Here is a 22,365-nt window from a genome sequence, read left to right on the forward strand (position 1 = left end):
TTCGTGCGTTTCAGAGCGGGCTGATGGCGCCGGTCCACATCAGCCAGGCGGCAACCAGCGCGGCGACGAGCAGGCCGGCGGCGATGGCGCCCTCCACGGCGGTGAACGGCCGCTCGCCGCGCTCGCGCTTGACCATCCAGTAGAAGATCATGCCCGGCGCGTAGAGCAGCGCGGCCATCAGCAGGTAGGCCGGGCCGGCGGCATAGACGAGCCAGATCCCGTAGAGCGTGGCGATCAGGCCGATCCACATGTCGCGCGTGCGCCGATCGCCGGCCGCGTAGCTCTCGCCCGACAGCGCCAGCTTCAGCGCATAGGCGCCGGAGAACACGTAGGGCACCAGGATCGCCACCGAGGCGATGTAGAACAGCGCCGTGTAGGTGCTCTCGGAGAAGTAGGTGACGATCAGGAAGATCTGCACCAGGATGTTGGTGATCCACAGCGAGCCGGCCGGCGAGCCCTTGTCGTTGGCCTTGGCGAACAGCTTCGGCATCATCCCCTCGCCGGCCGCCACCGACGGGATCTCGGCGGCGAACAGCGTCCAGCTCAGAAAGGCGCCGGCGACCGAGATGACGAGGCCGACGCGGATCAGCACCGAGCCCCACGGGCCGACCACGCGCTCCAGCACGTCGGCCATCGAGGCGGCGTCGGGCAGGCCGGCGAGCTCGGGCTGGCTCATCACGCCGAACGACAGCAGCGACACCAGCACGTAGACGCTGAGCGCCGTCAGGAAGCCGATCACCGTGGCGCGGCCGATGTCGGCGCGGTTGGCCGCGCGCGCCGAGACGACGCTCGCCCCCTCGATGCCGATGAACACCCACAGCGTGACCAGCATGGTGCTCTGCACCTGGGCGAGCACGCTGCCGAGATCGGGCGTGCCGAGCTCGGGAATGCCGGCGCCCCAGAAATCCAGCGTGAAGTTGCGCGCGTTGAAGGCGAACAGGATGGCGACGATGAAGATGAGGATCGGCACCAGCTTGGCGATGGTGGTGATGACGTTGACGATCGCCGCCTCGCGCACGCCGAACATGATGAGCGCGTGCACCAGCCACAGCATGACGGAGGCACCGACGATCGCCTGCCAGGTGTTGCCGTCGCCGAAGGTGGGGAAGAAGTAGCTGAGCGCGCCGAAGATCAGCACCGCGTAGGAGACGTTGCCGATCCACGCGCTGAGCCAGTAGCCCCAGGCGCTGTTGAAGCCGATGAAGTCGCCGAAGCCGGCGCGCGCATAGGCGTAGGGCCCCGAATCGAGGTTCGGCTTGCGCGTCGAAAGCCCCTGATAGACGAAGGCGAGCGCCAGCATGCCGACCGCCGTGATCAGCCAGGCGATCAGCACCGAGGCCGGCGCGGCGCCGGCGGCCATGTTCTGCGGCAAGCTGAACACGCCGCCGCCGATCATCGAGCCGACGACGAGTGCGATCAGCGCGGTGAGCCCGAGCTTGGCCGAGCGCGATTGCACGGCCGCCGGGGCGGAAACGGTTTGATCGGTCATGGTGGCAACTCCCCTTCATGACGGACTTCTCGCGTCGGGCGGGAGTAGACGGCAGTCGCGCGGCGCCGTCTTTGACGGAGATTAAGAGGAACGAAGATCGGCACGGACGCTGCGGCGCCCGCGTCGCGACTCTTTAACGCCGGTTAAGGCGGGCGCGGCGCGCGCACGCTTGACTGCCCGGTGACAGCCCTCGTGGCCCGGCCGGCCGAGACCGGCCGCACGGGGCGGCCAAACCGGGAGTTCCGCCGATGACCTGTCGAACCAAGACCACCCTCGCCGAGCGGGCGTCCGCCGCGCTTGCGCCGTCCGCCGCGGACACGGCGACCGGCGACGCGCTCGTCAAGCGCATCCGCAAGCTGCGCTGGATCGGCATGGAGGCCGAGGCCCGCGCCCTGGAGCGCCGGCTGCGGCCCCGCCTGCCGGCCGGGCCGGTGCTGACCGGCCGCTTCGACACCGACTGAGGCCGCCGCGCCGGCGGCCCGAACCGCAACCCGCAACGAAAGGACCGGACCCATGGCCGAGAACGTCCACACCGGCACGAGCAAGTCCGCCGCCGCGCCGCGCATTCCGATCTATGCGCTCGGCAACAGCCTCGGGCTCTTCCTGCTCATCACCTACCTGCTGTGCGTCGCCTTCGACCTCGTCTTTCCCGGCCAGGCGATGTACGAATCCTGGCTGCAGCTCCTGCCCGGCTTCACCTGGCTGACCTGGCCGAGCTTCCTGCTCGGGCTCGTGCTGAGCTATGCCTATGGCTGGTACATCGCGCTGGTCTTCGCGCCGCTCTACAACCTGTTCGCGGCGCGGTGAGCGCGATGGCTGCCAACCGCAAACCGGCCGATGCGGCCGCCGCCGGCCGCGAGGAAAAGGCGAGCGACGCCGGGCACCAGACCCATGCCGGCCACGAAGGCCGGCATGGCGCGACGAGCGGCAACGACCGTGGCGGAGGCGGCCATGGCGGCCACGACCACGCCGCCATGATCGTCGACTACCGCCGGCGCTTCTGGGTCTCGCTCGCCCTCACCGTGCCGGTGCTCGCCCTGTCGCCGATGATCCAGAGCTTTCTCGGGCTGGAAGAGGCGCTCGCCTTCCCCGGCTCGATCTACGTGCTGTTCGCGCTGTCGGCGGTCGTCTTCTTCTACGGCGGCTGGCCGTTCCTGAAAGGGCTGTTCCGCGAGCTCGCCGACCGCCAGCCGGCGATGATGACGCTGATCGCGATCGCCATCTCGGTCGCCTTCTTCTATTCGAGCGCCGTCGTCTTCGGCCTGTCCGGCAAGGTGTTCTTCTGGGAGCTGGTGACGCTGATCGACGTCATGCTGCTCGGCCACTGGATCGAGATGAAGTCGGTGATGGGCGCCTCCGGCGCGCTCGAGGCGCTGGTGCGCCTGCTGCCGACGACGGCGCACCGCGTCGCCGCCGACGGCAGCGTCGAGGACGTCCCGGTCGACACGCTTCGGCCGGGCGACCGGCTGCTCGTCAAGCCGGGCGAGAAGGTGCCGATCGACGGCCTCATCGTCGAGGGCCGCTCGAGCTTCAACGAGGCGATGCTGACCGGCGAGTCGCGCCCCGTCGACAAGGGCGCCGGCCGGGAGGCGGTCGGCGGTGCGGTCAATGGCGAGGGATCGGTCACGCTCGAGGTCGAGAAGACCGGCGACCAGACCTATCTCAGCCAGGTCATCGACATGGTCAAGCAGGCGCAGGAATCGCGCTCGCGCACCCAGGATCTGGCCAACCGCGCGGCCCGCTGGCTGACCTATATCGCGCTCGTCGGCGGTGCCGGCACGCTGGCGTTCTGGGTCGTCGCCGACCAGGGCTTCGAGTTCGCGCTGGAGCGCATGGTCACGGTGATGGTGATCGCCTGTCCGCATGCGCTCGGCCTCGCCGTGCCGCTGGTCGTTGCGGTGAGCACCCGGCTGACCGCGCAGAACGGGCTGCTGATCCGCGAGCGGGCCGCCTTCGAGCGCGCCCGCAACCTCAACGCGGTGCTGTTCGACAAGACGGGCACGCTGACCGAGGGCCGCTTCGGCATCGCCGGCATCGTGGCGCTCGGCGGCTTCGACGCCGGCGAGGCGCTGGCGCTGGCCGCCGGCGTGGAAAGCCGCTCGCAGCATCCGATCGCCCAGGGCGTGGTGCGCGGCGCGGCCGACCGCGGCGTCGCGCCGGCCGCGGTGACGGAGTTCCGCTCGATCACCGGCAAGGGTGCGGAGGCGCTGAGCGACGGCCGCACCGTGCGCGTGGTCAGCCCCGGCTATCTGCGCGAGCACGGCATCGCCGTCGACGATCCGGACGTCGCGCGCCTGGCCGAGGAGGGCAACACGGTGGTGCATCTGCTGGTCGACGACGTGCCCGCCGCCGCCATCGCGCTCGCCGACGTGGTGCGGCCCGAATCCTACGAGGCGGTCGCCCGGCTCAAGGCGCTCGGCCTGCAGTGCATGATGGTGACCGGCGATGCCGGGCCGGTGGCCCGCGCGGTCGCCGGCAAGCTCGGTCTCGACGACTACTTCGCCGAGGTGCTGCCGCACCAGAAAGTGGAGAAGGTCAAGGAGGTCAAGGCACGCGGGCTTGCCGTGGCGATGATCGGCGACGGCGTCAACGACGCGCCGGCGCTGGTCGAATCGGATCTCGGCATCGCCATCGGCGCCGGCACCGACGTGGCCATCGAATCGGCCGACGTCGTTCTGGTGCGCTCCGACCCGCGCGACGTGTTCGCCATCCTCGCCCTGTCGCGCGCGACCTACGGCAAGATGGTGCAGAACCTGCTGTGGGCGACCGGCTACAACGCCTTCGCCCTGCCGCTGGCCGCCGGCGTCGCCTATCCCTGGGGGCTCCTGCTCACGCCGGCCATGGGTGCGGCGCTGATGTCGCTCAGCACGGTGATCGTGGCGGTCAACGCGCAGCTCCTCGAGCGGGCGAAGAAGCTGGTCGCCAGCACGGCGGCCGCGGCCGACGCCGAGGCGGCCGCGGCCGCGCAATCGCCCGAAAGGAGCATCGCATGAGCGACCGCGATCCGCCTTCCGGCCGGCGCCCGCCGCCGGCCGGGGGGCCGCTGCGAACGCCGGGCGGCGTGTTGCTGCTCGCGTTCGTCGCCGCGGCGGGCCTGCTGCTCGCCTACGAGCACCGGGTCCACCTGCTGAGCGCCGACGGCCTGCTGATCGCCGTGCTTCTGGCCTGCGTCGGCATCCATCTCTTCATGCATCGTGGTCATGGCGGCGGCCATGGCGGCGGCCGGAGCGGACGGTGAACGCCGCGCCGCAGGCCTACGGTCTGTGGCTGCTGGTCGCCGTCAACACGGCGGTCTTCATCCTGTTCGCCTTCAGCTTCTTCCGGCCGCGAACGGGCCGCGACTGGCGCTCCTTTGGTGCCTTCAGCGCCTTTCTGGTGGCGCTGTTTGCCGAGATGTACGGCTTTCCGCTCACCCTTTACCTCCTGTCGGGCTGGTTGCAGAGCCGGCAGCCCGGCATCGACTGGTTCGCGCACGAGTCCGGCCACCTCGTCGAGATGCTGTTCGGCTGGACCGCCAACCCCCATTTCGGCCCGTTCCACTTTCTCAGCCTGGCGCTGATCGGCGCGGGCTTCTGGCTGATCGCGGCCGCCTGGCGCGTGCTCTATGCGGCACAGCGCGCCGGCAGGCTCGCCGTCGGCGGTCCCTACGCCCATCTGCGCCATCCGCAATATGCCGGCTTCGTGCTGGTGATGCTCGGCTTTCTCGTGCAGTGGCCGACGCTGCTGACGGTGCTGATGTTTCCGGTGCTGGTCGTCATGTACGTGCGGCTGGCGCGCAGCGAGGAGCGCGAGGCCGAGGCGCGCTTCGGCGCCGCCTATGCCGACTATGCCCGGCGCGTGCCCGCCTTCCTGCCGCGGCTCGCCGGCCTCGCCAACCGCCCTGGCTGACGCGAACCTAATCTGTGTCAAGGACGGCGCCGGCCGCCCGGCTAGACTGCCCCGATCCGCGCCGCGGATGACAGCCAAAGAAAGGATCGAAGCCATGAGCAGGATGTTCGCCACCGCCGCCCTCGCCCTTGCCGTCAACGTCGCCGCGGCCGCCCCCTCCCTCGCCCATTCCGGGCCCGGCGGCGGCGGCTTCGGCATGGGCATGGGCATGGGCATGGGCATGATGGGCGGCGGCTGCCCGATGATGGGCATGATGATGGGCCCCGGCATGATGGGCGGCTACGGCGGCTACGGCATGATGGGCAACCAGGCGATGGGCGACCGGGCGGCGGGCGGCCCCGGCATGATGGGTCGCGGCCCGGCCGGCCGCTTCGCGCGCATGGAGGCGATGGCCGACGGCCGCCTCGCCTATCTGAAGGCCGAGCTCGCCATCACCGACGCGCAGGCCGAGGCCTGGGACGCCTATGCCGAGGCCATGCGCGGCCGGCTCGACGCCATGCGCGACATGCGCGAGACGATGCTCGAGGCGATGGGCGACGGCAGCGCGGTCGAGCGCATGCAGGCGCGCATCGAGGGCATGGAGACGATGGTCGCCGCGCTGAAGGCGATGCAGCCGGCCACCGAAGCGCTCTACGAGACGCTGAGCGAGGAGCAGAAGGAGACCGCCGACCTGCTGATCGGCATGCACTGCGGCGCCATGTGAGCCCGCACCGGGCGGGGCTTCGCAGCCCCGCTCCAAGGCCGGAAGCCCGGCCCGGCAGCCGCCGCCGCCGGTCTTCCCGTCGACCACGACCGACAGCCCGAAAGGAGGCGCGAGATGACACGACGACCGCTTCTTGCCGCGCTGATGCTCGCCGCCGCGGGCGGCGCCGCACCCGCCGCGGCGGCCGACGCCGAAACCCTGGCGACCGGCGCGGCGCCCGGCACCGGCGTCGCGCGGACCTGCCTCGCCGACATGCAGGCCTTCGAGGACAAGCTCGCCCGCACCGGCTTCGGCGTGCTGCCGCCGGCCGGCTTCGCCGGCGCCGGAGAGCCCGGCGACCCCTATGTCTGGGGCCTCGAGGGCACGCCGCGCCAGAAGATGCGGGCGCTGCGCGAGGCCGCCTATGTCTATGCCTGGGAGGGCGACGAGGCGGCGTGCGGCCGTCTCCTCGCCTCGATGCAGCGCGTGTTCACCGAGCATCAGGCGCTCTACGGCAGCGAGGCCGACGATCCGATGCTGCGCACCGCCTGGCGGCAGGCGCATCTCGCCGCCGCCCGCCCGGTCGCCGGAATGGATCACCTGATGCGCGCGGACGTGCTGATCGGTGCGCAGGTGCGCAATCTCGCCGACACCCGGCTCGGCGAGATCGACGACGTCGTCTTCAGCCCCGACGGCGCCGACATCGTCTATGTGCTGGCCGCGCGCGGCGGCTTTCTCGGCATCGGCCGCAAGCTCGTCGCGCTGCGCTGGAGCGACCTGCGTGCGACCGGCGACCACCGCATCTACGTGCTCGACGCCAGCGAGGCGGCGGTCGACGCCGCACCGACGGTCGACCGGACCGGCTTCGAGGCGACGGCCGACGCGGCCTGGCGGCGCGCGCTGACGCGCTACTGGGACGACGCGCTCGCCGCCGACGGCGGCTGACACGCACGGCGGCGCCGGCAAGAGCGGCGCCGCCTCCGGCCCGCCGGCTGCGGCCTGTCGCGCCGACGGCGCCACCACACGAGAGCCGTTCTGCTCTTCACGGAATCGCAGACCGGCTCTGACTTGCTGTTTTGCCGCGTTTCCGGACGGCGAACCGGTATCCACCTCGCCTGGAAACGCTCGAGAGGCCGCGCCGTGCAACGATTGCTCGAGACCATGGTCCGGCGCCACCGCGCGCCGCTGCGCGAGGCGGAGCGCGCCGCGCTGGCCCTGCCGACACAGACGCTGCGGCTCGCGCCGGACGGCTCGCTGGTGCCGCTCGCCGCGGCGAGCTGGCTCGTCTGCTTCGTGCCGCCGATCGACCGCCAGTTCTGGCACCGTTTCGTGCACCGCCGCCACAAGCACGTCTTCGCGCTGCGCCCCGAGCCGACCGGCGAGTGGACGGTGTTCGAGCCGTGGTGGACCCGGCTGCTGGTCGCCACGGTGCCGCAAGAGGCGGCGGCCAAGTTCCTGCGCTGGGGTGCGTCGGGCGACGTGCTGATGGTGCGCGAGGGCGTTCCCGGCCATTCCAGCCAGCTTCGCGCGATGATGACCTGTGCCGCGCTCGCCGCGCACATGCTGGGGCGCACCTATCTGGTGTGGACGCCGCACCAGCTCTACCGCCGCCTGCTGCGCGAGCCGGGCGTGTGCCGGGTCGACGTGTCGGCGCTCCTGTCCGCCGATATCGGCGACATCGCCATCGCCGATTCGCGCGGCATCCGCTGTTGCGAGGCCTGCGCGCCCGGTCGCCGCCCGCGCCGGCCGGGCGCGGCGAAGCCGTTCTGCATGGGCTGCGCGCGCGATCTTTCCCCGGCCGAGCTGCCGGCCGCTTACCGGTCCGGCCGCTGAGCCGGCGTGCCCGCGGGCGGGGCTGCGGTCTTTCGCCGGCACGGCGGCGCGCCCAGAGCCGGTCCGCTTTTCGCGGAATCGCAGATCGGCTCCAAGTGGTTGTTTTGACGCGTGCGAACCGCGAAGCGGTTTCCACTTCGCCTGCAAACGCTCTATAGGGTGGCCCCGAAGGCCGGTGCCGCGGGCGGCCCGCCGCGCAGCCTCCGGGAGACCCGCTTGAACGACGGCCACGCACTCGGCATCCGCGCCAACCTGGCGATCTTCCTGCAGCAGCTCCTGCAGGTCTTTCTCGTCGGCCTGACGATCGGCCTGCAGCGCACCGTGCTGCCGGCGCTGGCCGAGAGCGAGTTCGGCGTGCCGGCCGGCTCGGCCACCGCGCTGGTCGCCTTCGTCGTCTCCTTCGGCGCCGTCAAGGCGGCGATGAACTTCGTCTCCGGCCACGTCTCCGAGCGCGTCGGCCGGCGCCGCGTGCTGATCTGGGGCTGGATCGTCGCGCTGCCCATCCCCTTCATGATCCTGTGGGCGCCGTCCTGGGGCTGGATCGTCGCCGCCAACGTGCTGCTCGGCGTCAACCAGGGCTTCTGCTGGTCGATGACGGTGACGGCCAAGCTCGACATCGTGCGCGCCGGCGAGCGCGGCCTGGCGACCGGCATCAACGAGTTCGCCGGCTATGGCGGCGTGGCGCTGGCGGGGCTGGCGACCGGCTACCTCGCCACCTGGTTCGACCCGCGCCTCAGCCTGTTCGTGTTCGGCCTGACGGTCGTCCTGCTGGCGCTGGCGGCCGCCGTCCTCGCCTTCGCCGAGACGCTCGGCTTCGCCCGCGCCGAGGCGGCGCGGCACGGCGCCGGCGCGGCCGACGGCGCGCCGCCCGTCTATGCCGAGGCGCCGGCAGCGCCGGGCGCGGCGACCGTCTTCGCGCTCGTCACCTGGCGCGACCGCACCTTCCAGGCGCTCGCCCAGGCCGGCTGCGTGGAAAAGTTCGTCGACGCGCTGATGTGGGCGCTGGTGCCCGTCTATCTCGTCGGCCGCGGCGCCAGCCTGATCGAGATCGGCTGGGTGACCGGCGTCTACGGCCTCGTGTGGGGCGCCAGCCAGCTGTGGACCGGGCCGCTGTCCGACCGCATCGGCCGCAAGCCGCCGACGGTGACCGGCTTCTTCGTCTGCGCGGCCGGCGTTGTCGCCTTCCCGCTCGTCGGCTCGCTCGCCGCGTGGAGCCTGATCGCCGCCGTCATCGGCGTCGGCATGGCGCTGCTCTACCCGACACTGATCGCGGCGATGGGCGACCGCGCGCACCCCGCCTGGCGCGGCTCCGCGCTCGGCGTCTACCGCTTCTGGCGCGACCTCGGCTACGCGGTCGGCGCGCTGGCGATCGGGCTCGCCGCCGACCTGTCGGGCGCGCTTGCCGCCGGCTTCTGGCTGACCGGCCTCGCCATGGCCGGCTCCGGCCTGTGGCTCGCGCTCGCCATGACCGAGACGCACACGCGCGGCTGACCCCTCAGCCGCCGGCCGCCGCGTCCTGCGCCTGCACGCCGGTCACCGCCATCATCGCGTAGACGTCGTCGGCGTCGCAGCCGCGCGACAGGTCGTTGGCCGGCCGCGCCAGCCCCTGCAGGATCGGCCCGATGGCGATCGCCCCGCCGATGCGCTGGGCGATCTTGTAGCCGATGTTGCCGGCCTCGAGGTTGGGGAAGATGAAGACGTTGGCCTCGCCGCGCGTCATCGAGCCCGGCGCCTTGGCGCTGCTGACGCCCGGCACGAAGGCGGCGTCGAACTGCAGCTCGCCGTCGATCGCCAGTTCCGGCGCGGCGGCGCGCACCTTCTCGGTCGCCGCGCGCACCCGGTCGATGCGCGCATGCGCCGCGCTGCCCATGGTGGAGAACGACAGCATGGCCACGCGCGGCGCCTCGCCGATCAGCGCCCGGCAGGAGCGCGCCGTGGCGAGCGCGATGTCGGCGAGCTGGTCGACGTCCGGCTCGACGACCAGGCCGCAGTCGGCGAACAGGAAGGCGCCCTTCTTCTTGTGCTCCGGCGCGCACAGCATCATCAGGAAGAAGCTGGAGACGAGCTTCGCCTCCGGCGCCCGGCCGATGATCTGCAGCGCCACGCGCACGGTGTGCGCGGTGGTGGCGACGGCGCCGCCCACCATGCCGTCGGCCTCGTCCTCGCGCACCATCATCGCGGCGAAGCCCATCGGGTCGGCCATCGCGGCCTGCGCATCGGCCTCGCTGGCGCCCTTGCGCGAGCGCAGGTGGAGATAGCGCGCCACGAAGCGCTCGGTGAGCGCGGAGTCCGCCGGGTCCTCGATGCGGAAGCGGTCGGGCCGCGCGCCGCGCGTCGCCAGCGCCGCCGTGATCGCCGTCCGGTCGCCGACGAGCAGCGGCTCGGCCAGCCCGTCGCGCTCGGCCCTGACGGCGGCCGCGAGCACGCGCGGGTCGGCGCCCTCGGCCAGCACGATGCGGCGCGGCGCCGCCTTGGCGCGTTCGATGAGACGGTCGAGCGGCTTCATGGCTGCCTCCCTCGGGTCACGGGCCGATCACGTGCAGCCCGCCGGCGATCAAGAGCGCGATGAACAGCGTCTCGGCGACGATCAGCACGATCGCCGCGCCGCCGACGTCGCGCACGCTCTTGAGCGACGTCTTCATGCCGACGGCGGCGATGCCGAACAGCAGCGCCCAGCGCGACAGGTCGACGAGCAGCGCGCCGATCGCCGCCGGCACCAGGCCGAGCGAGTTGAGCGCGGCGAGCGCAACGAAGCCGACGACGAAGCCCGGCACCAGCGGCGGCCGCTTGTCGCCGGCCTCGGCGGCCATGCCGCGCAGCGCCAGCGAGAAGACGATGACCACCGGCGCGAGCAGCGTCACGCGCATCAGCTTGACCAGCGTCGCCGTCTCGCCGGCGGTGTCGGAGATCGAGAAGCCGCCGCCGACCACCTGGGCGACGTCGTGAATGGTGGCGCCGATGAAGACGCCGGCCGCGCGGTCGTCCATGCCGAGCCAGCCGACCAGGATCGGGTAGACGATCATCGCCACGGTCGACAGCACCGTGACGCCGATGATGGTGAAGGTCAGGTTGCGCTCGGAATGCTCGTTGCGCGGCAGCACTGCGGCGATCGCCATCGCCGCCGAGGCGCCGCAGATCGCCACCGAACCGCCGGTCAACAGCGCCAGCCGCCAGCCGCGGCCGAGCAGCCGCGCACCGACGAGCCCGAACAGGATGGTCGCCGCCACCGCGCCGACGACCAGCGCGATGGTCGGCGCGCCGACGCCGGCGACGAGCTCGACGCTCATGCGCGCGCCGAGCAGCGCCACGCCGAGCCGCAGCACCGAGCGCGCGGTGAAGGCGATGCCGGGCGCCGGCCGCGCCTCCTCGGCCACGAAGTGGAAGGCGATGCCGAGCAGCAGCGCCATCAGCATGGCCGGCGCGCCGTAGTGGTCGGCCAGGAACTGCGCGGCGAGCGCCACCGTCGCGCACACCAGGAGGCCGGGCGCGATGCGCGCTGCGGGGCGCGCAAGCCGCGCCGCCGCGCGGCCGCGGTCTGGAAAGGGAGCTGTCATCGCACCTGCTTCGCGCATGGCCGCGGCGCGCCGGCGCGGGCCGGCGCCCGCCCCGGCGCGTTCCGTCCCGCTCAGAGCGGCATCTGCTCGCGCATGTCGGCCGGGTCGATGCCGGCCACCGGCACGGGCTTCTTCATGGCGTCGCGACGGAACGGCTCGCCGAGCTCCTGGTTGAGGATCACCTCGATGAAGGTCGTCTCACCCTTCGCCTGGTCCTCGATCGCCTTGCCGAGCGCGGCCGTCAGCTCCTCCTGGGTGCGCGCGACGGCGCCCTTGAGGCCGCAGCCCTCCGCCACCTTGGCGTAGGAGAAGCGCGGGTTGAGCTCGGTGCCGACGAAGTTGTTGTCGTACCACAGCGTCGTGTTGCGCTTTTCCGCGCCCCACTGGTAGTTGCGGAAGATCACCATCGTCACCGCCGGCCAGTCGTCGCGGCCGATCGAGGTCATCTCGTTCATCGAGATGCCGAAGGCGCCGTCGCCGGCGAAGCCGACCACCGGCACGTCCGGGCAGCCGATCTTGGCGCCGATGATCGAGGGAAAGCCGTAGCCGCACGGCCCGAACATGCCCGGCGCCAGGTATTTGCGGCCCTCCTCGAAGGAGGGGTAGGCGTTGCCGATGGCGCAGTTGTTGCCGATGTCGGTCGAGATGATCGCCTCGCGCGGCAGCGCCGCCTGGATCGCCCGCCAGGCCTGGCGCGGCGACATGCGGTCGGCGTCGCGCGCGCGCGCCTCCTGGTTCCACACCGTGCCGGGATCGTCCTCCTCGTGGTCGAGCGACGACAGCATCTGCAGCCAGGCCGACTTGCGCTGATGGATCAGCGCCTTGCGCTCCTCGCGGCCGGCGTCGCCGGCGGTTGGCGAGAGCTGGGCGAGGATCTGGCGCGCCACCTTGGAGGCGTCGCCGCAGATGCCGACCGAGACCTTCTTGGTCAGGCCGATGCGGTCGGCATTGATGTCGACCTGGATGATCTTGGCCTGCTTCGGCCAGTAGTCGATGCCGTAGCCGGGCAGCGTCGAGAACGGGTTGAGCCGGGTGCCGAGCGCCAGCACCACGTCGGCCTCGGCGATCAGCTCCATCGCCGCCTTGGAGCCGTTGTAGCCGAGCGGGCCGACGGCGAGCGGATGGCTGCCGGGGAAGGCGTCGTTGTGCTGGTAGCCGCAGGCGACCGGCGCGTCGAGCCGCTCGGCGAGCGCCTGGGAATCGGCGATGGCGTTGCCGATCACCACGCCGGCGCCGTTGAGGATCACCGGGAACTTCGCCTCCGACAGGAGCCGCGCCGCCTCGGCGATCGCCTCGCTGCCGCCCGACGGCCGTTCGAGGCGCACGATCTGCGGCAGCTCGATGTCGATCACCTGGGTCCAGTAGTCGCGCGGCACGTTGATCTGCGCCGGCGCCGAGCCGCGCCAGGCCTTCTCGATCACCCGGTTGAGCACCTCGGCCACGCGCGTCGGGTCGCGCACCTCCTCCTGGTAGCACACCATCTCCTCGAACAGCGCCATCTGGTCGACCTCCTGGAAGCCGCCCTGGCCGATCGTCTTGTTGGCCGCCTGCGGCGTCACCAGAAGCATCGGCGTGTGGTTCCAGTAGGCCGTCTTGATGGCGGTGACGAAGCCGGTGACGCCGGGGCCGTTCTGGGCGATGGCCATCGCCATCTTGCCGGTGGTGCGCGAATAGCCGTCGCAGATCAGCGCGGCGTTGGTCTCGTGCGCGCAGTCCCAGAAGGTGATGCCGGCCTTGGGAAACAGGTCCGACACCGGCATCATGGCCGAGCCGATGATGCCGAAGGCATGGCGGATGCCGTGCATCTGCAGGACCTTGATGAAGGCTTCCTCGGTGTTCATTTTCATTGCTGCGTTCCCTTGTCTGCGTTGTCGTGGCGGCGCGGAGCCGCCGTCAAAGCCGCTCGTCCTTGAGATGGTACCAGCCATACATCATGCGCTGGCCGATGCGCCGAAACGGCGTCAGCGGCCCGTGATGCGGCAGCGCGGAGGTGAAGATCGGCAGGTCCGGCACATCCGCGCCGGCGATCATGCCGGCCATGCGCCGGCCGGCCTGGGCGGAGTACATGACGCCGTTGCCGCCATAGCCCATGGCGTAGAAGATCGCCTGCGCCGGGTCGGGCCGGCAGATGCGCGGCATCATGTCGTGGCTGACGTCGACCCAGCCCCACCAGGAATAGTCGATGTCGACGCCGCGCAGCGCCGGGAACTTGCGGTAGAGCCCCTCGAGCAGCAGCGCCAGATGGCGCGGGTTCGCCGCATCGCGGCCGTGGACGGCGCTGCGGCTGCCGATCTGCAGGCGGCCGTCCGGCAACAGCCGGTAGTAGTGGCGCAAGGTGCGCGTGTCGGTCAGCACCATGTGGGTCTTGAGGCCGCACGCGGCGCGCTCCTCCGGGGTCAGCACGCGGGTGACGACGGAGTTCGACAGGATCGGCATCAGCCGGTGGCGCGTCAGCGGGTGCATGCCCGGCGCCGTGTAGCCGGCGGTGGCCACGCCGACGGCGCGCGCGCGCACCGTGCCGCCCGGCGTGGTCAGGTGGTGCACGCCGGCGCGCGTCTGCCAGCCGATCACCGGGCTTGCCGTGTGCACCCGGGCGCCGAGCTGCCGGGCGAGCGCCAGGTAGCCGAAGGCGAGCCGCGCGGCATGCACGCCGATGCCGTCCGGCTCGTGCATGGCGCCCGCCGCCTCGGCGTCGCCGAGATACTCCGCATGCAGCGCCTCGCGGCCGATGATGCGGGTCGGATAGCCGAAGGTCTCGTTGAGCAGCCGCGATTCGGCCTCGAGCGCCGGCATCATCGACGGCTTGTGGGCGATGTACAGATGGCCGCCGTCCTGCGGCTCGCAGTCGATCTCGGCGATCAGCGAGCGGAACAGCTCGAAGCCCTCGGCGACCTCGGCATGCATGCGCCGGGCGACGTCGAGGCCCCAGCGCGCGATCCACTGCGAGCGCTTCAGCCGGCCCGACGAGATCTGCGCCTGGCCGCCGTTGCGCGTGCTGCAGCCCCAGGCCACACCGTTGGCCTCGAGCACCGTCGCCTTGATGCCGTGCTCGCGCGCCAGGTGGATGGCGGTCGAAAGCCCGGTGTAGCCGGAGCCGATGATCGCCACGTCGACGTCGACGTCGCCCGCGATCCGGCCGTCGTCGGCCGGCGGCGGACCGGCGGTGTCGATCCAGTAGGTCGGGCAGTAGGCGCGGTTCTCGCCCGGCCCCCGGTCGAGCAGCGGATCATAGCCGGGATCGTAGGGCAGAGGCGCGACGAGCTGTTGCATTTGCATCGTAACCACCGGTTCCGTCGGGTCCGCGCCTCAGGCGCCGAGCGGCGGCCGCTGCTTGCGGAACGCCTGCTTGTGCACGATGCGCCCGTCGCGCACGCGGAACAGGTCGACGCCCTGCGCCTCGATGCGGCTGCCGTCGGCGGCCGTGCCGGAGAAGGTCCATTCCGAGACCGCCCGGTCGCCGTGCACGAAGTGGCCCTGCTGCGCCCAGTGCGCGTCCGCCATCGCCTGCCACACACCCTCGAAGGCGCGCGCGATGGCCGCCGCGCCCTCGTGGCGCGTGCCGTGCACCTCCGGCCCCGCCACCGTGTCGAACACGCAGTCCTCGGCGAAGTGCTTCATCACGCCGTCGATGTCGTGCCGGTTGAAGGCGTCGAACAGGTCGGTGAGGTCGCTCTCGGTCAGCGTGCGTTCGCTCGTGGCTGCGGTCATTGGCTGTGTCTCTGCTTCTTCGTGCGTGTTTCTTCGATCGCCGGACGCCGGCCCGGCACGCCGGGCGGCCCGCCCCGCAGGCGCTCGGCAAGGGGTGCCGGCCCCGCGCATTCGGGTGTCCGGCGGCGGGCCGACATTAGGAGGGGAGCGACGCTTGATTTATAGCCAGCTTGTGCTTGTGATATGTCCAGATTCCCCCGTGCCAGGAGAGACGCGTGCAGGCGATTTCGGAGGACGTGTTCCTGATCGACAAGGCGCGGCCGCGCGGACTGCAGGCGCAGATCCGCGAGGCGGTCGTGTCTGGCGTGCTGGCCGGCCGCTTCGGCCCCGGCGCCAGGCTGCCCTCGACGCGGCGGCTGGCGCGCCATCTCAACGTGTCGCGCCTGACCGTGTCGCTCGCCTACCAGGAGCTCGTCTCGCAGGGCTACATCGAGACCGCCGAGCGCAGCGCCTTCCGCATCTCCGCCACCGCGCCGGTCGCCCGGCTGGCGGCGGCGGCGACCGGCGGCCCCGAGCGCGATCTCGACTGGGCGGCCCGCCTGCGCGGACCGTTCGCGATCGCCAAGCCGATCCGCAAGCCGCTCGACTGGCGCAGCTATCCCTATCCCTTCCTGTACGGCCAGACCGACATGTCGCTGTTCGACCTGGCGGCCTGGCGCGACTGCACGCGCAGCGCGCTGGCGCGGCTCGACTTCGAGTTCATGGCCGGCGATTTCGCCGCCGCCGACGACATGCAGCTCGTCCACTACATCGCCTCGCACACGCTGCCGCGGCGCGGCATCCAGGCCGGGCCGGACGAGATCCTGGTCACCGTCGGGGCGCAGAACGCGCTGTGGATCGTCATCCAGCTGCTGCTCGACGGCACCCGGAAGGCGGCCTGCGAGACGCCGTGCCACCCCGACATCCACGCCGCGCTGCGGCTGAGCGGCGCCGACGTCACCATGGTCACCGTCGACAAGGGCGGCCTGCCGCCCGAGCGGCTGCCCGACGAGGTCGACGCGGTGTTCGTCACGCCGAGCCACCAGTCGCCGACCGCCGTGCGCATGCCGATGGAGCGTCGCAAGCGGCTGCTCGAGCTGGCCGAGGAGCGCGACTTCATCGTCGTGGAGGACGACTACGAGTTCGAGATGAGCTTCCTGGAGCCGCCCTCGCCGGCCCTGCGCTCGCTCGACCGGCGCGGCCGGGTGCTTTATGTCGGCAGCTTCTCCAAGTCGCTGTTTCCCGGCCTCCGGCTCGGCTATCTCGTCGGCCCGCCGGGGCTGATCCGCGAGGCGCGGGCGCTGCGCGCGCTGATGCTGCGCCATCCGCCGGGTCACCTGCAGCGCGCGGTGGCGAACTTCCTGGCGCTCGGCCACTACGACAGCCTGATGCGGCGCATGCGGCTGGAGTATTCCAGGCGCCACGCGGCGATGGCCAGCGCGCTCGACGCGCACGGCCTGACGGTGGCCGGCCAGTCGAGCTTCGGCGGCACGTCGTTCTGGATCGAGGGACCGCAGGGGCTCGACGCCGACGCCTTCGCCGACCGGCTGCGCGACCGCGGCGTGCTGATCGAATCCGGCTCGCCCTTCTTCGCCGAGCTCGACGGCCCGTGCCGCTATTTCCGCATGGCCTACTCGTCGATCCCCGCCGGGCGCATTGCCGCCGGCGTGCGGCTGGTCGCCGAGGCGCTGGAGACGGCCTGAGGCCCCGCATCCGCGACCGACAGCGACCGCCAGAGACGCTCGAGCGCGGCGGGGTCGAGCGCACCCGCCGCGCCGATCGCCACCAGCCGGCTGCCGACGGCCGCCGCGGCCGGCTCCACCGTCGCCCGGCCGCCCGCCTTCTGCACCAGCACCGTGCTGCCGTCGTCGAGGCCGACGAAGCCCTTGAGCCGGTAGATGCCGAGATCGTCGCGCCGCAGCAGACCGTCGAGCGCGGCGCGCGCGATGCGCCGGTCGCCGGCATAGCTCCAGCTCCGGTAGGTGGCCGGATGCGCCGCGTCCCCGGATGCGCCGGGCGCGGCGCCGCCGGCCTCAATCAGCCGGTCGAGCAGCACCTCGGCCGGCACCGTCCGGCCGGCCACCAGCACCGGCGCGCGCGCCGGCAGATGGCCGGCGGCCAGCGCGCAGGCCTGGTCGAGTGCCGCCGCGTCGCACAGCGCCGCCTTGGAGACGACGGCGAGATCGGCGGCGGCAAGCTGGCGGCGCACGGTGTCGGCGAGCAGCGCGTCGTCGAGCGTCGCGGCCAGGTTGAGCGGATCGACCACGGTGACGGTGCCGTGCGCGGCGAGCATCGGCTCGGCGAGCGCGATCTGCGTCACGCGGCGCGGATCGGCCACGCCGCTCGTCTCGATGACGAGATGGTCGGGCAGCGCCGGCGCGCTGAGGATGCGGTCGAGCGCGTCGAACAGGTCGTCGCCCAGCGAGCAGCACAGGCAGCCATTGGCGAGCGCGATGGTGTCGCCGCTGCGCGACACGATCAGCGCCTCGTCGATGGCGATCTCGCCGAAATCGTTGACCAGCACCGTGATGCGCCGGCCGTGCGGCTGCGCCAGCAGGTCGTTGATGAGCGTCGTCTTGCCGGCGCCGAGATAGCCGGTCACGACGGTGACGGGCAGGCCGCCGCTCATGGCGCGAAGACCCGGCCGCCGAGCACCGTGCCGCGCACGCCGATGTCCTTGAGCGCGTCGACGGCGACGGCGGTCGGATCGTCGTCGAGCACGGCGAAGTCGGCCCGCTTGCCGGTCTCGATCGAGCCGATCTCGTGGTCGAGCTTCAGCGTGTAGGCGGCGCCCAGCGTGATGGCGTGCAGCGCCTCATCGACCGTGATGCGCTGCGCGGCGCCGAGCACGCGGCCCTGCGGCGTCCTGCGCGTCGCCGCGCACCAGGCGGTGAACAGCGGCGCCATCGGCGTCACCGGCGCGTCGGAGTGGATGGCCAGCGGCACGCCGTGGTCGAGCGCCGTGCGCGCGGCATCGATGCGTCCGGCGCGGTCGGGCCCGAGCGTGCGCTCGACGTGCTGGTCGCCGAAATACCACACATGGTTGGCGAACAGGTTGACGCACAGGCCGAGCGCCGCCATGCGGCGGAACTGCGCCGCATCGGCCATCTGGCAGTGCTGCAGCGTGTGCCGGTGGTCGCCGCCGGGATGCGCGGCGAGCGCCTTTTCCAGCGCCGCGATCGCCACCTCGGACGCCTCGTCGCCATTGACGTGGATATGCATCTGCACGCCGGCCGCGTTGAGCCGCTCGACCATCGCCTCGAGTGCCGCCGGCGGCGTGTTCCAGATGCCGTTCTCGCTGCGCTCGAGATAGCCCGGCCATTTGAGCCGTGCGGTGAAGCCCTGGATCGAGCCGTCGGTCATCAGCTTGACGGCGCCGAGCCGCAGCCGGTCGCCGCTGCGCGCCCGCAGCGCCAGCGCCCGCTCGGCGACGCGCTCGGGCGTGTCGCTCATGCCGTTCAAGGCCGGCACGATGCGCAGCGGGAAGTCGGCCTCGCCGGTCAGCGCGAGCAGCGTCTCCACGTCGTCGTCGGGCAGCTCGGCCATCAGGTCGGCCGAGGTCGTCACGCCGACGCGCTGCGCGGTGCGGGCGAAGGCGCGGACGCTGTCGGGCTGGCGCGACAGCGCGCGGAAGTCGATGCCGAGCCGCCTGAGCAGCGGGAACATCGCGGCCATCTCCTGCAGCTCGCCGGTCGGCGTGCCGTCGGCGCCCTTGAAGACGCCCTCCACCGCGGTGTCGCGGTCGTAGCCGACCAGCGCCAGCGCGGCGGAGTTGACCGTCATCAGGTGGAAGTTGGAATGCATGACGACGATCGGCCGCACGGTCGACACCGCGTCGAGATGGCGGCGGTTGAGCCGCTCGGTCGGCAGGAAGATCGGGTCGAAGCCCCAGGCGACGAGCGCCGCGCCGTCCGCGAGCCGCGCTTCCGCCTCGCACAGCCCGTCGATCACCGCCTCGATGGAAGTCAGCCCCGGCCACAGCACGCCGTCGGGGTCGTGCCGGTCCTGGTAGCCGGCATAGACGTACTGCCACATGGCGCCGGCCATCATGTGCGCATGGCCCTCCACGAAGCCCGGCATCAGCACCGCGTCGGCGAAGCGCGCGTCGTCGCGCGCCGCGCCCCACGGAGCGGCGACGTCCGCCCCGCCGACGGCGAGGATGCGCCCGTCGCGCACCGCGACATGCGTCGCCGCCGGGCGGTTGACGTCCATGGTGATGATCTTGCGCGCCCGGTAGACGACGGTCTCGCTCATGCCTCCCCCCTTCGCTGACTTGACAAAGCCAGGCTAGCGTGGGGCTACTTGCGTCGAAAAATGGAATTTTGGCGGCTGAAACAGCTATTTTCCTGCGCAAGGAGGGTGCGGCCCGTGCGGTTCACGTTGAAGCAGCTGCGCTATGTCGACGCCGCCGGCCGCACCGGCTCGATCGCCAATGCGGCGGGCGAGCTGTCGATCTCGCAATCCTCGGTGACCGCGGCGATCGACGCGCTGGAGAACGAGCTCGGTTTCGACATCTTCGTGCGCACCCCGGCCAAGGGCATCGTGACGACGCCCGTCGGCCGCGAGGCGCTCGAGCATGTGCGCGGCTTCCTGGAGCAGGCGCGCCACCTGGAGAGCGACCTGCGCTCGATCAAGGGCGATCCGCGCGGCAAGCTGCACATCGGCTGCTACGTCACCACCGCACCGCACGTGCTGCCGCTGATGCTGCGCAGCTTCGCGCGCGACTATCCGGGCGTCAGCATCGACATCCTCGAGGGCGACCTGATGACGGTCAGCGACTCGCTGCTTTCCGGCAAGGTGGACGTGGCGGCGACCTATTTCGGCATCGTCGGCGACCACAAGAAGACGTTTCCCTGCGACGTCGCCTTCACGCGGCTGTTCACGGCCCGGCCGCACGCCGTGCTCAGCGCCGACGACCCGCTGGCCGCGCGCCGGCGCGTCACGCTGGCCGAGCTCGCCGAGCGGCCGATGGTGCTGCTCGACCTGCCCTTCACCACCGACTACTTCCTCGGCCTGTTCCGCGCCCACGGGCTGGAGCCGCGCATCGCCCACTCGACACGCTCGTCGGAGATCGTGCGCGCGCTGGTGGCCGGCGGCTTCGGCTTCTCGATCCTCAACATCCGCGCGCTCGACCGCGAGGCGGGCTCGGGCTTCGTCTCGCGCCCCATCGCCGACAATGTCGGCAATCCCGACTACGGCCTCGTCACCCTCAAGGGCGTGCGCCAGCCGCGCATCGTGCGCGCCTTCCTCGACCACTGCCGGCGGCTCAAGGACGACGACGTCTTCGCGCCGCTGGTGCTGCCGGTCTGACGGCCGGGCGGCCTCGCCCGTCCTCGCGAAGGTCGTTCGAGATCGGGAGCATGACCCACGATCGCGTGGCCGGGCGGGCCCGCGTTCCGGCGCCGGCGCGCGCGGGCGGCAGAGCGCTCACACTATTTTTCTGAGCTTTTTCGCTCATAAAACATGTTTTTGCGATGTTTGGCCTTCCGATACATTGCCAGGCGGCAAACAAGACAAGAATGCCGGGAACCTGCACTTCGAACAATGGGATGGTCGACCATGCACCTCACCAGACGTCTGCTTCTCGGCTCGGTCCTGTCGGCCGCCGCCTCGCTCGGTGGCCTGCCGCTCGTCTCCGCTCCGGCTGACGCCGAGGAGATCACGCCCGGCGGATCGGTGGTCATCACCTCGACGCAGGCGCCGCGCCACCTCAACCCGGCCGTGCAGTCGGGCATCGCCACGGCCGTGCCCGGCACGCAGATCTTCGCCTCGCTCCTGAAATACGACGACAACTGGCAGCCGCAGCCCTATCTGGCCGAAAGCTGGGAGACCTCCGACGACGGGCTGTCGGTGACGGTGCGCCTGGTCGAGGGCGCGACCTTCCACGACGGCGAGCCGGTCACCTCCGAGGACGTGCGCTTCTCCATCGAGACGGTGCGCGACAACCACCCCTTCGAGACCATGTTCGCGCCGGTCTCCGCCGTCGAGACGCCGGACGAGCGGACCGCGGTGATCCGCCTGTCGCAGCCGCATCCCGCGCTGCTTCTGGCCATGTCGTCGGCGCTGCTGCCGATCATTCCCGAGCACGTCTATGGCGACGGCCAGGACATCCAGTCGCATCCGGCCAACTCCGCGCCGATCGGCTCCGGCCCGTTCCGCCTGGCCGATTTCGAGCCCGGCCGGCAGATCACGCTCGAGCGCTACGACGACTTCTTCATCGACGGCCGGCCCTATCTCGACCGCATCGTCATCCGCATCGTGCCCGACCCCAGCGCCATGGTGCTGGCGCTCGAGGCCGGCGAGGCCGACATCCTGCCCTTCCTGACCAGCTCGCAGAACATCCGCCGGCTGCAGGAGAACGAGAAGTTCGCCGTGACGGACAAGGGCTACGAGGGCATCGGTGCGCTCAACTGGCTCGCCTTCAACACCGGCGAGCCGCCGCTCGACGACGTGCGCGTGCGCCAGGCGATCGCCTACGCCGTCGACCGCGACTTCATCGTCAACGCGCTGCATCGCGGCGTGTCGAAGGCGCAGCGCGGCCCGATCATCGAGTCGAGCCCGTTCTTCAACCCCGGCATCCCGGCCTATGACGTCGACCTCGACAAGGCGCGCGCGCTGCTCGACGAGGCGGGCCATCCGGAGGGCGCCGACGGCACCCGCTTCAGCCTGACCGTCGACTACATCCCCGGCAGCGGCGAGCAGCAGAAGAACATCGCCGAGTATCTGCGCTCGCAGCTTCCCAAGGTGGGCATCGGCATCGAGGTGCGCGCCTCGCCCGACTTCCCCACCTGGGCGCAGCGCGTGTCGACCTACGACTTCGACCTCACCCTCGACAGCGTGTTCAACTGGGGCGACCCGGTGATCGGCGTGCACCGCACCTACCTGTCCTCGAACATCCGCGAGGGCGTCATCTGGTCGAACACCCAGCAATACGCCAACCAGACGGTGGACGACATCCTGGCGCGCGCCGCGCTCGAGCAGGACCCGGAGAAGCGCAAGGCGCTCTACGACGAGTTCCAGATGATCGTGGCCGAGGAGCTGCCGCTCTACCCGATCAACGTGATCCCCTATCACACCGCCTACGACACGCGGCTCGGCAACATGCCGGACAGCATCTGGGGCGTCATCCAGTCGATGGACGAGCTCTACTGGAAGGAAGCGCCCTGAGCGGCCGGACGATGACGGCCGCGCCGCCCGGGCGGCGGCCGTCACGCGCCGCCGCGCGCCCGCCA

20 protein-coding genes are annotated in these 22,365 nt (G+C 71.5%); 12 read left to right on the forward strand and 8 right to left on the reverse strand.

Translation table 11 applies throughout. The features are described 5' to 3' along the window. Nucleotides 1-10: 10 nt before the first annotated feature. Nucleotides 11-1,489 (reverse strand): arginine-ornithine antiporter, encoded by a 1,479-nt coding sequence (gene arcD, locus N1F89_RS04975; RefSeq protein WP_290082105.1) that lies wholly within the window; start codon nt 1,487-1,489, stop codon nt 11-13. A 248-nt stretch (nt 1,490-1,737) separates the two neighbouring features. On the opposite strand from arcD, the gene N1F89_RS04980 reads away from it, so the two are divergent. The 9 genes from N1F89_RS04980 to N1F89_RS05020 all read left to right on the forward strand — a co-directional run bounded on the left by N1F89_RS04980 (nt 1,738) and on the right by N1F89_RS05020 (nt 9,383). After that, nucleotides 1,738-1,950 carry a hypothetical protein gene (locus N1F89_RS04980; RefSeq protein ID WP_290082108.1) on the forward strand — a complete coding sequence of 71 codons (213 nt, stop codon included), beginning with the start codon at nt 1,738-1,740 and terminating at the stop codon, nt 1,948-1,950. Nucleotides 1,951-2,002: 52 nt separating this feature from the next. After that, nucleotides 2,003-2,296, forward strand: coding sequence for a DUF5676 family membrane protein (locus tag N1F89_RS04985; RefSeq protein ID WP_290082109.1), 294 nt, complete (start codon nt 2,003-2,005; stop codon nt 2,294-2,296). A 5-nt stretch (nt 2,297-2,301) separates the two neighbouring features. Then, nucleotides 2,302-4,482 carry a copper-translocating P-type ATPase gene (locus N1F89_RS04990; RefSeq protein ID WP_290082111.1) on the forward strand — a complete coding sequence of 727 codons (2,181 nt, stop codon included), beginning with the start codon at nt 2,302-2,304 and terminating at the stop codon, nt 4,480-4,482. Next, entirely contained in the window at nt 4,479-4,727 is a 249-nt protein-coding gene (locus tag N1F89_RS04995; protein WP_290082113.1) for a DUF2933 domain-containing protein, read from the forward strand. Before N1F89_RS04990 ends, N1F89_RS04995 begins: the two co-directional genes overlap by 4 nt. Beyond that, a complete protein-coding gene (locus N1F89_RS05000; RefSeq protein ID WP_290082115.1) occupies nt 4,724-5,377 on the forward strand; it encodes an isoprenylcysteine carboxylmethyltransferase family protein in 654 nt (217 codons plus the stop codon). Before N1F89_RS04995 ends, N1F89_RS05000 begins: the two co-directional genes overlap by 4 nt. Before the next feature lie 94 nt (nt 5,378-5,471). Continuing rightward, entirely contained in the window at nt 5,472-6,080 is a 609-nt protein-coding gene (locus N1F89_RS05005) for a Spy/CpxP family protein refolding chaperone (protein WP_290082117.1), read from the forward strand. A gap of 114 nt (nt 6,081-6,194) precedes the next feature. Continuing rightward, complete coding sequence (locus tag N1F89_RS05010) at nt 6,195-7,004, forward strand: PRC-barrel domain-containing protein (protein ID WP_290082120.1); 810 nt, start codon at nt 6,195-6,197, stop codon at nt 7,002-7,004. A 195-nt stretch (nt 7,005-7,199) separates the two neighbouring features. Next, nucleotides 7,200-7,892, forward strand: a complete 693-nt coding sequence (locus N1F89_RS05015; protein WP_290082123.1) for a hypothetical protein — start codon at nt 7,200-7,202, stop codon at nt 7,890-7,892. 216 nt (nt 7,893-8,108) lie between these two features. Further along, the gene (locus N1F89_RS05020) at nt 8,109-9,383 is read left to right on the forward strand and encodes an MFS transporter (RefSeq protein ID WP_290082125.1); all 1,275 of its coding nucleotides are present in this window, start codon (nt 8,109-8,111) and stop codon (nt 9,381-9,383) included. A 4-nt stretch (nt 9,384-9,387) separates the two neighbouring features. Here the strand turns inward: N1F89_RS05020 and pta are convergent, their stop codons facing one another. From pta to N1F89_RS05045, 5 genes are all read right to left on the reverse strand, one after another. Continuing rightward, the gene (gene pta / locus N1F89_RS05025; RefSeq protein WP_290082128.1) at nt 9,388-10,398 is read right to left on the reverse strand and encodes a phosphate acetyltransferase; all 1,011 of its coding nucleotides are present in this window, start codon (nt 10,396-10,398) and stop codon (nt 9,388-9,390) included. A gap of 16 nt (nt 10,399-10,414) precedes the next feature. After that, on the reverse strand, nt 10,415-11,446 hold the full coding sequence (locus tag N1F89_RS05030; RefSeq protein ID WP_290082130.1) for a putative sulfate exporter family transporter: 1,032 nt from the start codon (nt 11,444-11,446) through the stop codon (nt 10,415-10,417). A gap of 71 nt (nt 11,447-11,517) precedes the next feature. After that, nucleotides 11,518-13,293, reverse strand: a complete 1,776-nt coding sequence (gene xsc, locus N1F89_RS05035; RefSeq protein WP_290082133.1) for a sulfoacetaldehyde acetyltransferase — start codon at nt 13,291-13,293, stop codon at nt 11,518-11,520. A 46-nt stretch (nt 13,294-13,339) separates the two neighbouring features. Further along, the gene (locus N1F89_RS05040) at nt 13,340-14,722 is read right to left on the reverse strand and encodes an FAD-binding oxidoreductase (protein ID WP_290082134.1); all 1,383 of its coding nucleotides are present in this window, start codon (nt 14,720-14,722) and stop codon (nt 13,340-13,342) included. A 30-nt stretch (nt 14,723-14,752) separates the two neighbouring features. Continuing rightward, on the reverse strand, nt 14,753-15,127 hold the full coding sequence (locus N1F89_RS05045) for a nuclear transport factor 2 family protein (protein WP_290082270.1): 375 nt from the start codon (nt 15,125-15,127) through the stop codon (nt 14,753-14,755). Between the two features lie 242 nt (nt 15,128-15,369). On the opposite strand from N1F89_RS05045, the gene N1F89_RS05050 reads away from it, so the two are divergent. Continuing rightward, nucleotides 15,370-16,836: a PLP-dependent aminotransferase family protein gene (locus N1F89_RS05050; RefSeq protein ID WP_290082137.1), complete on the forward strand. Its 1,467-nt coding sequence runs from the start codon at nt 15,370-15,372 to the stop codon at nt 16,834-16,836. Here the strand turns inward: N1F89_RS05050 and N1F89_RS05055 are convergent. Both N1F89_RS05055 and N1F89_RS05060 read right to left on the reverse strand, forming a co-directional pair. Further along, nucleotides 16,764-17,762, reverse strand: a complete 999-nt coding sequence (locus N1F89_RS05055; RefSeq protein ID WP_290082140.1) for a GTP-binding protein — start codon at nt 17,760-17,762, stop codon at nt 16,764-16,766. The two genes, N1F89_RS05050 and N1F89_RS05055, sit on opposite strands and share 73 nt — an antisense overlap. Next, nucleotides 17,759-19,387, reverse strand: coding sequence for an amidohydrolase (locus N1F89_RS05060; protein ID WP_290082142.1), 1,629 nt, complete (start codon nt 19,385-19,387; stop codon nt 17,759-17,761). Before N1F89_RS05060 ends, N1F89_RS05055 begins: the two co-directional genes overlap by 4 nt. Nucleotides 19,388-19,501: 114 nt before the next feature. Between N1F89_RS05060 and N1F89_RS05065 the strand changes: the two genes are divergently transcribed. Further along, nucleotides 19,502-20,443 (forward strand): LysR family transcriptional regulator, encoded by a 942-nt coding sequence (locus N1F89_RS05065; RefSeq protein WP_290082143.1) that lies wholly within the window; start codon nt 19,502-19,504, stop codon nt 20,441-20,443. Between the two features lie 249 nt (nt 20,444-20,692). Beyond that, nucleotides 20,693-22,300, forward strand: coding sequence for an ABC transporter substrate-binding protein (locus N1F89_RS05070; protein ID WP_290082146.1), 1,608 nt, complete (start codon nt 20,693-20,695; stop codon nt 22,298-22,300). Nucleotides 22,301-22,365: the final 65 nt, after the last annotated feature.

The sequence above is a fragment of the Aquibium sp. A9E412 genome (genome assembly GCF_030398335.1).
Classification (GTDB): Bacteria; Pseudomonadota; Alphaproteobacteria; order Rhizobiales; family Rhizobiaceae; genus A9E412.

Coding starts and splice junctions, on each gene's coding strand:
- arcD (WP_290082105.1), bottom strand. CDS start 1,489: ATGACCGATCAAACCGTTTCCGCCCCGGCGGCCGTGCAATCGCGCTCG.
- N1F89_RS04980 (WP_290082108.1), top strand. CDS start 1,738: ATGACCTGTCGAACCAAGACCACCCTCGCCGAGCGGGCGTCCGCCGCG.
- N1F89_RS04985 (WP_290082109.1), top strand. CDS start 2,003: ATGGCCGAGAACGTCCACACCGGCACGAGCAAGTCCGCCGCCGCGCCG.
- N1F89_RS04990 (WP_290082111.1), top strand. CDS start 2,302: ATGGCTGCCAACCGCAAACCGGCCGATGCGGCCGCCGCCGGCCGCGAG.
- N1F89_RS04995 (WP_290082113.1), top strand. CDS start 4,479: ATGAGCGACCGCGATCCGCCTTCCGGCCGGCGCCCGCCGCCGGCCGGG.
- N1F89_RS05005 (WP_290082117.1), top strand. CDS start 5,472: ATGAGCAGGATGTTCGCCACCGCCGCCCTCGCCCTTGCCGTCAACGTC.
- N1F89_RS05010 (WP_290082120.1), top strand. CDS start 6,195: ATGACACGACGACCGCTTCTTGCCGCGCTGATGCTCGCCGCCGCGGGC.
- pta (WP_290082128.1), bottom strand. CDS start 10,398: ATGAAGCCGCTCGACCGTCTCATCGAACGCGCCAAGGCGGCGCCGCGC.
- N1F89_RS05030 (WP_290082130.1), bottom strand. CDS start 11,446: ATGACAGCTCCCTTTCCAGACCGCGGCCGCGCGGCGGCGCGGCTTGCG.
- xsc (WP_290082133.1), bottom strand. CDS start 13,293: ATGAAAATGAACACCGAGGAAGCCTTCATCAAGGTCCTGCAGATGCAC.
- N1F89_RS05040 (WP_290082134.1), bottom strand. CDS start 14,722: ATGCAAATGCAACAGCTCGTCGCGCCTCTGCCCTACGATCCCGGCTAT.
- N1F89_RS05055 (WP_290082140.1), bottom strand. CDS start 17,762: ATGAGCGGCGGCCTGCCCGTCACCGTCGTGACCGGCTATCTCGGCGCC.
- N1F89_RS05060 (WP_290082142.1), bottom strand. CDS start 19,387: ATGAGCGAGACCGTCGTCTACCGGGCGCGCAAGATCATCACCATGGAC.
- N1F89_RS05070 (WP_290082146.1), top strand. CDS start 20,693: ATGCACCTCACCAGACGTCTGCTTCTCGGCTCGGTCCTGTCGGCCGCC.